Origin of the sequence: Vibrio sp. V43_P6S15P86, from assembly GCF_009904725.1 — a bacterium.
Taxonomy (GTDB): Bacteria; Pseudomonadota; Gammaproteobacteria; order Enterobacterales; family Vibrionaceae; genus Vibrio; species Vibrio diabolicus.
This window is the reverse complement of sequence record NZ_WXWT01000159.1, coordinates 1-5,829: the sequence shown is the minus strand read 5'-3', so window position 1 is coordinate 5,829 and position 5,829 is coordinate 1. Positions and strand designations below refer to the sequence as shown.

Here is a 5,829-nt window from a genome sequence, read left to right as displayed (position 1 = left end):
TTTGAGCTGTTATTTATTCTTCAATTTTTGCGCCTTCTGGTGTACCTGTGATTACGACGTCAGCACCACGGTGAGCAAAAAGACCCACAGTCACCACACCCGCGATACCGTTGATCTTGTCTTCCATTTCTTTCGGGTTAGTAATCTGCATGTTGTGTACATCCAAAATTACGTTGCCGTTGTCAGTCACAACGCCTTCACGGTAAGCCGGGTCACCGCCCAGTTTTACTAATTCGCGCGCAACGTAAGAGCGTGCCATTGGGATCACTTCTACAGGTAGTGGGAACTGACCTAGTACGTCAACTGCTTTGGTGCCGTCAACAATACATACAAACTTATCAGAGATTGCTGCGACAATTTTCTCACGAGTTAGAGCCGCGCCGCCGCCTTTGATCATTTCACGTGCTGGGTTAATTTCGTCTGCGCCATCAACATACACATCCAGCTTCATTACGTCGTTACACTCGTATACTTCAATACCAAGCTCTTTAAGGCGCTCAGTTGAAGCGACAGAGCTAGACACTGCACCTTTAATATCGCCTTTGATAGTACCTAGTGCATCGATGAAGTGATTCACGGTAGAGCCAGTACCAACACCGACAATGCTGCCTTTCTCAACATATTTTAGTGCTGCCCAACCAGCCGCTTTTTTCATTTCATCTTGAGTCATGCCAATCTCCTGAATAGATGTTCGTTAACGTTTGCGGGCGTGATTATAGCGGCTTACTTGCCACTTTCCCATTGCCATATTCGGCTTGGGGTCACGATCTTAGGTAATGGAATGTCCCAGCTTTCGATTGGTAAGCGTTCTACATGTTGGCAGTCGTGAGCGATACCAACAGGCTTGGCACCTTCTCCGGTTATAAACCAATGAGACAGGGTACGGTCATAATACCCTCCGCCCATGCCTAAGCGGTGGCCGATGCTGTCGAATCCAACCAAAGGTGTACAAATGATATCAAGTTGACGAACGGGCTTGAGGTGGCGGATGTCCAGTTTGGGCTCTAAGATGCCGTATTTGTTGTAGACCAATTGATCATCACTTACGTACAGAAGAAACAGTAACTGACCTTTGGCAAACGGATGGATGACAGGTAGATAAACCGATTTTCCCTGTTGCCACAACCACTCAATGAGCGGCTTGGTATCAAGTTCACCGTCAGCAGAAAGATAAATAGCAATATGCTGTGCTTGCTGGATTTCAGGAAGTTGGGAAAATTGAGTAATCAGGTCGATTCCCGCTTGGTATTGCGTATCACTGCACAGAGCGTTGCGCTTTTCACGAATCAGTTTGCGGAAGTCTTGTCGAGAGAGGTCTGACATAGAGAGAATACCCCAGGGTGCCGTTGAGGATTGTGGCCCTTGAACCAGCTGGTTCAAGGCGGATCAGCAATGACAACCGTAGGCTTCTCGGTGCATGCCGAGCTTGCTCAATAGTTACCAAATACTAACCCTTAGGTATTGCTTATCGGCTCAGGGACTTAAATCCTGCTGACGCACACCCCAGGGTAAATTTTGTATTTACTGCTGTCCTTGCGTAACTTTGCTTAGTGCGTTCTCAAGAGACGCAGTGAGCTTTTCCATTCGCTCAGTAATTTCTTGCTGTTGACCGTTTGATTCGTATGACTTGGTGTGCAACTCATAACAAATATTCAATGCAGCGAAGGTCAGCAGTTGGATTTCATTGGTTACCTTAGTACGTTCGCTCATTTCTTTCAATCGGCGATCCAGATCTTTTGCCGCTGCAACAAGAGACTCTTCTTGTCCTGTCGGACAATTCACTCGTGTAACTTTGCCTAATATTTCAACGTCGATCGCTTGATTGCTCATGATGAATAAACTCTATATTCGCGCTATCTAAGGTGTTGCTTCATACAACCACCGAGGAGCAAACTATAGGAAAACCGCTATTAAGATTCAAGCATTTCCCATCACAGAAAGAGAAATGATGACGAGATCACACAGGAATTGGGCAAATTGAGCAAATGCTGTTCAAAATTGAATTTGATAGCCGTTTCAGACCACTAACCTTGATGGTAGGATATACCAATACATTATTATGCAAGAATGAGCCAAGTTATGAGTGAAATCACCCTTCCTGAATACCAATCTATTGCTGCTGAACTGCAATCTGCAAGCCTAGCAGTAACACCTGCGGAATTACATGGCTTATTTGTCGGCATGTTAAGTGGTGGATTGGCGATTAATGATCAAACTTGGCAGCCTATTCTGTTTGACTACACCAATGATGGTATGGGTTGGCCTTCTACCGCGCTAGCTTTTGCTCAAAGCGTATTCACTGTTACTGTCAATGAACTCACGGGCACGTCGATGGAGCTGTCTTTATTATTGCCAGATGAGCCGGGAGAAGAAGGCTTATTCGCGTTGGCTGACAGCGTGTCCGATTTCGTAAACCACTTTATTTCTGGGTTAGGTCTAGCAGGTGTTGCGCTAAATAAAGCGTCAGATGACGCTAAAGAAGCATTGGCTGACCTAGAAGAGATTGCCAAATTAGGCATTGATGAAGATGACGACCTCGGTGAACAAGCGCAATTGCTAGAACAAGTGATTGAACACATCAAAGCTTGCGTACTAACGATTCATGCTGAGTTTGGTGTTCGCCCTGAAAGTAGCGATAAAAAGCCTACTATTCATTAATCGTAGATGGTCCAGAGGTTAGCATGAAGCAATATGATGTAGTCATTGCTGGTGGTGCCATGGCAGGGGCAACGTTAGCATTAGCGATTGACCATTTGTCTCAGGGAAAGCTCCGCATTGCCGTCGTTGAGCCTTTTAAAGCGCAGTCAGATATGCACCCTGGTTTTGATTCTCGCTCAATCGCATTGTCTTACGGTACTGTCAATCTGTTGCGTCAACTACAGCTCTGGACCTTGATAGAGCCGTTTGTCACACCCATTGAACATATCCACGTTTCTGACCGCTCTCATGCAGGGATGACGGAAATTACCAAGCAAGAGATTGGCGTTGAAGCACTAGGGTATGTTGTCGAATTAGCCGATGTTGGTCGCGTATATCAAGAATTATTAGATAGCAGCGCATCCATTACGCTGTTTTGCCCTGACTCTGTTACCGATATCGAGCGCGAGCAAGACTGTACCCATATTACGTTGAAAAGCGGTGGGAAGCTTGAAGCAAAACTGCTGGTGGCAGCCGATGGTGCTGTTTCGACTTGTTGTCAGAAAATTGGTTTAGAGCTTTCTGAGCAAGATTTTGAGCAAGTGGCTGTCATTGCCAATATTGTGACTCAAGAACCTCATCAGGGTAGAGCCTTTGAACGTTTTACTGAAAATGGCCCTGTTGCTTTATTGCCAATGAGTGACAATAGAATGTCCTTAGTTTGGTGTCTGCACCCTGAGGAAGCCCAAGCAGTTCTTGAGTTATCTGACCAAGCATTTCTCCAACGTTTACAACAAGATTTTGGCTGGCGTTTGGGCGCGATGAAAAAAGTGGGACGACGTGCGAGTTACCCATTGCTTCTTCGCCATCGAAAGCAAAATATCTCTCATCGTTTTGCGATTGTTGGGAATGCCGCGCAAACGCTGCATCCGATAGCTGGACAAGGTTTTAATCTTGGTATTCGCGACGTTGTCTCGCTAGCAGAAGAAATCGTGCAGCAAAGCGGTGATGTTGGTCTTTATCAAGGCTTGATGCGCTTTAGTCAGCGTAGAGAGGCAGATCGAAGCGAAACGATCTGGCTAACCAGTGCCTTAGTGCATATTTTTTCAAATGATTTACCCGCGATGCGAATTGGGCGAAATACAGCCTTAGCAGCGATGGATAACCTTTCTATTTTTAAGCAGCCGCTACTGCGCCATACGCTTGGTTTGGTAAAACGATGAACGGCCGCACTGAATTAGGTAATAAAAAGCAATGATGCAAAGTGTAGATATCGCCATCATCGGCGGAGGGATGGTTGGGTTGGCACTTGCTGCCGCGTTCAAGGACAGCGATCTGCGTGTCGCCGTAATAGAAGGCAAGGTGCCAGATGAGTCGTTGAAAGAGTTACCTGATGTGCGTGTGTCTGCGTTGAGCCGTTCTAGTGAGACTATCTTGCGTAAGCTTGGCGCTTGGCAGGGGATAGAGCAACGCCGAGCTTCACCATACTACGGTATGGAAGTGTGGGAGCAAGATAGCTTCGCTAGTATTGAGTTCAATGCACAAAGCATGGCACAACCTGATTTAGGGCATATTGTTGAGAATCGAGTGATTCAACTCGCACTGCTCGAACAAGTCCAAAAGCTCGACAACGTGACTATGTTTATGCCTGCTCGTTGCGCGACCTTAGCGGTGGGCGAACAAGAAAGTTGGTTGACGCTCGACAATGGTCAAGCCATGACGGCTAAGTTAGTGGTCGGAGCCGATGGGGCAAACTCGTGGCTTCGTCATCAAATGGATATTCCGTTAACGCATTGGGATTATGGGCATCATGCTCTGGTCGCGAATGTTAAAACCGCTGCTCCGCACAATAGCATTGCACGACAGATTTTTACTCCTCAAGGGCCATTGGCGTTTTTGCCAATGTCGCAGCCAGATATGTGCTCTATTGTTTGGTCCACGGGGCCAAATCGAGCAGAGCAGTTAGTGGCGATGAGTGAACATGATTTCAATAAGGCGTTGACGAGTGAGTTTGATGCTCGACTTGATCTATGTGAAGTAGTGGGAGAGCGTGCTGCGTTTCCTTTGAAAATGCGCTATGCGCGAGATTTTGTTGTCGAGCGCATAGCGCTGGTTGGTGATGCGGCTCATACCATTCATCCATTAGCGGGGCAGGGTGTGAATTTAGGTTTATTAGATGCGGCCAGTCTTGCTCAAGAGGTGTTAGCACTTTGGAAGCAGGGACAAGATATCGGTAGTAAACGCAACCTAAGAAGCTACGAGCGTTGGCGAAAAGCGGAAGCGGCAAAGATGATCGCTACTATGCAAGGGTTTCGAGATTTGTTCTCTGGCGAGAACCCAGCTAAGAAGCTCGTTCGTGGCATTGGCTTAAGTTTAGCGGGGCAACTGCCGGGAGCGAAAGATGAGATCATGAAGCGCGCGCTTGGTCTAAAAGGTCATCTACCGGATCTAGCACGTCAGTAGGTGTAAAGTGAACTTCAAATACACAAAAGGCTGGTTAATCCAGCCTTTGTTTTATCAACGTTTTGCTAAGCATATGCGCATCGGAGTTTCATTATTTCTTGGTTGATCTCTTTGACCGCTCGGAAATGGCGTTGCTCTGCTTTCTCCGGCAGTATTAACTTGCCGTTATCAAACTCGAATCTACCGACCCCGTAAATATAAATTCTTCCTTTAAAAAGACGACTTATATGTTTAGCTATCATACTTGGTGTATAGCGCTTAAACAGTCTCATATTTACTTTCCTTTTATCTAACCTAGCCTAGGTATTCTACGTTTTGGACGCGAAAATTATTGTGACAGCCATAGTATTAAATACAGATGTAGGGTGTTGCGTCAGAGATTTGTGTTGTCTTAGACAATTTGACAGTGTCATCTCTTAAATAGCGTGAGGATTACCCCAAAAAATCACCGTTCAAGGAACCCTTACGACAATACACTCCTTTTTACGTGACGCATTAAGCAATAGTTTTGTTACAGAATTAAGAATAGAACGAAAATGATTGTTTGCTAATTGTTTCTATTAAGGTGGTATCCGACAGAACAAGCTTTACGTCCTAACGGTTAGAGAAAGAGGAAGAGAAAAAAGTTCCGTACAAAAAAAAGCCCGCTTCAGCGGGCGAATAGTCACAGATGCATTACACAAAAGTGGACAGCTGACGGTATGAATACTGTCATTCAGTCAGCTGATT

The 5,829-nt window shown here is 45.8% G+C and carries 7 protein-coding genes and 1 other RNA gene; 3 read left to right on the top strand and 5 right to left on the bottom strand.

Features of this window, described 5'->3' with window-relative positions:
• Window positions 1-13: 13 nt before the first annotated feature.
• From rpiA to CAG69_RS07035, 4 genes are all read right to left on the bottom strand, one after another.
• Window positions 14-670: a ribose-5-phosphate isomerase RpiA gene (gene rpiA / locus CAG69_RS07050; protein WP_158159776.1), complete on the bottom strand. Its 657-nt coding sequence runs from the start codon at window positions 668-670 to the stop codon at window positions 14-16.
• Between the two features lie 53 nt (window positions 671-723).
• Entirely contained in the window at window positions 724-1,323 is a 600-nt protein-coding gene (locus CAG69_RS07045; protein ID WP_161443417.1) for a 5-formyltetrahydrofolate cyclo-ligase, read from the bottom strand.
• A gap of 5 nt (window positions 1,324-1,328) precedes the next feature.
• A non-coding RNA gene (ssrS, locus tag CAG69_RS07040) (6S RNA) lies at window positions 1,329-1,513 on the bottom strand.
• Between the two features lie 8 nt (window positions 1,514-1,521).
• Window positions 1,522-1,830: a cell division protein ZapA gene (locus CAG69_RS07035; RefSeq protein WP_005393932.1), complete on the bottom strand. Its 309-nt coding sequence runs from the start codon at window positions 1,828-1,830 to the stop codon at window positions 1,522-1,524.
• Window positions 1,831-2,079: 249 nt separating this feature from the next.
• On the opposite strand from CAG69_RS07035, the gene CAG69_RS07030 reads away from it, so the two are divergent.
• The 3 genes from CAG69_RS07030 to CAG69_RS07020 are packed head-to-tail and all read left to right on the top strand — an operon-like array spanning window position 2,080 to window position 5,100.
• Window positions 2,080-2,658, top strand: a complete 579-nt coding sequence (locus tag CAG69_RS07030) for a YecA/YgfB family protein (RefSeq protein ID WP_033907447.1) — start codon at window positions 2,080-2,082, stop codon at window positions 2,656-2,658.
• A gap of 23 nt (window positions 2,659-2,681) precedes the next feature.
• Window positions 2,682-3,860: a 2-octaprenyl-6-methoxyphenyl hydroxylase gene (ubiH, locus tag CAG69_RS07025; protein ID WP_161443415.1), complete on the top strand. Its 1,179-nt coding sequence runs from the start codon at window positions 2,682-2,684 to the stop codon at window positions 3,858-3,860.
• A gap of 31 nt (window positions 3,861-3,891) precedes the next feature.
• Window positions 3,892-5,100 carry an FAD-dependent 2-octaprenylphenol hydroxylase gene (locus CAG69_RS07020; RefSeq protein WP_161443413.1) on the top strand — a complete coding sequence of 403 codons (1,209 nt, stop codon included), beginning with the start codon at window positions 3,892-3,894 and terminating at the stop codon, window positions 5,098-5,100.
• A gap of 65 nt (window positions 5,101-5,165) precedes the next feature.
• Here the strand turns inward: CAG69_RS07020 and CAG69_RS07015 are convergent, their stop codons facing one another.
• Complete coding sequence (locus tag CAG69_RS07015; RefSeq protein ID WP_005380970.1) at window positions 5,166-5,372, bottom strand: DUF1107 domain-containing protein; 207 nt, start codon at window positions 5,370-5,372, stop codon at window positions 5,166-5,168.
• Between the last annotated feature and the right edge of the window lie 457 nt (window positions 5,373-5,829).

What these genes read in the sequence shown, in the direction of transcription:
- rpiA (WP_158159776.1), bottom strand. Translation starts at nt 670, where the DNA reads ATGACTCAAGATGAAATGAAAAAAGCGGCTGGTTGGGCAGCACTAAAA.
- CAG69_RS07045 (WP_161443417.1), bottom strand. Translation starts at nt 1,323, where the DNA reads ATGTCAGACCTCTCTCGACAAGACTTCCGCAAACTGATTCGTGAAAAG.
- CAG69_RS07035 (WP_005393932.1), bottom strand. Translation starts at nt 1,830, where the DNA reads ATGAGCAATCAAGCGATCGACGTTGAAATATTAGGCAAAGTTACACGA.
- CAG69_RS07030 (WP_033907447.1), top strand. Translation starts at nt 2,080, where the DNA reads ATGAGTGAAATCACCCTTCCTGAATACCAATCTATTGCTGCTGAACTG.
- ubiH (WP_161443415.1), top strand. Translation starts at nt 2,682, where the DNA reads ATGAAGCAATATGATGTAGTCATTGCTGGTGGTGCCATGGCAGGGGCA.
- CAG69_RS07020 (WP_161443413.1), top strand. Translation starts at nt 3,892, where the DNA reads ATGATGCAAAGTGTAGATATCGCCATCATCGGCGGAGGGATGGTTGGG.
- CAG69_RS07015 (WP_005380970.1), bottom strand. Translation starts at nt 5,372, where the DNA reads ATGAGACTGTTTAAGCGCTATACACCAAGTATGATAGCTAAACATATA.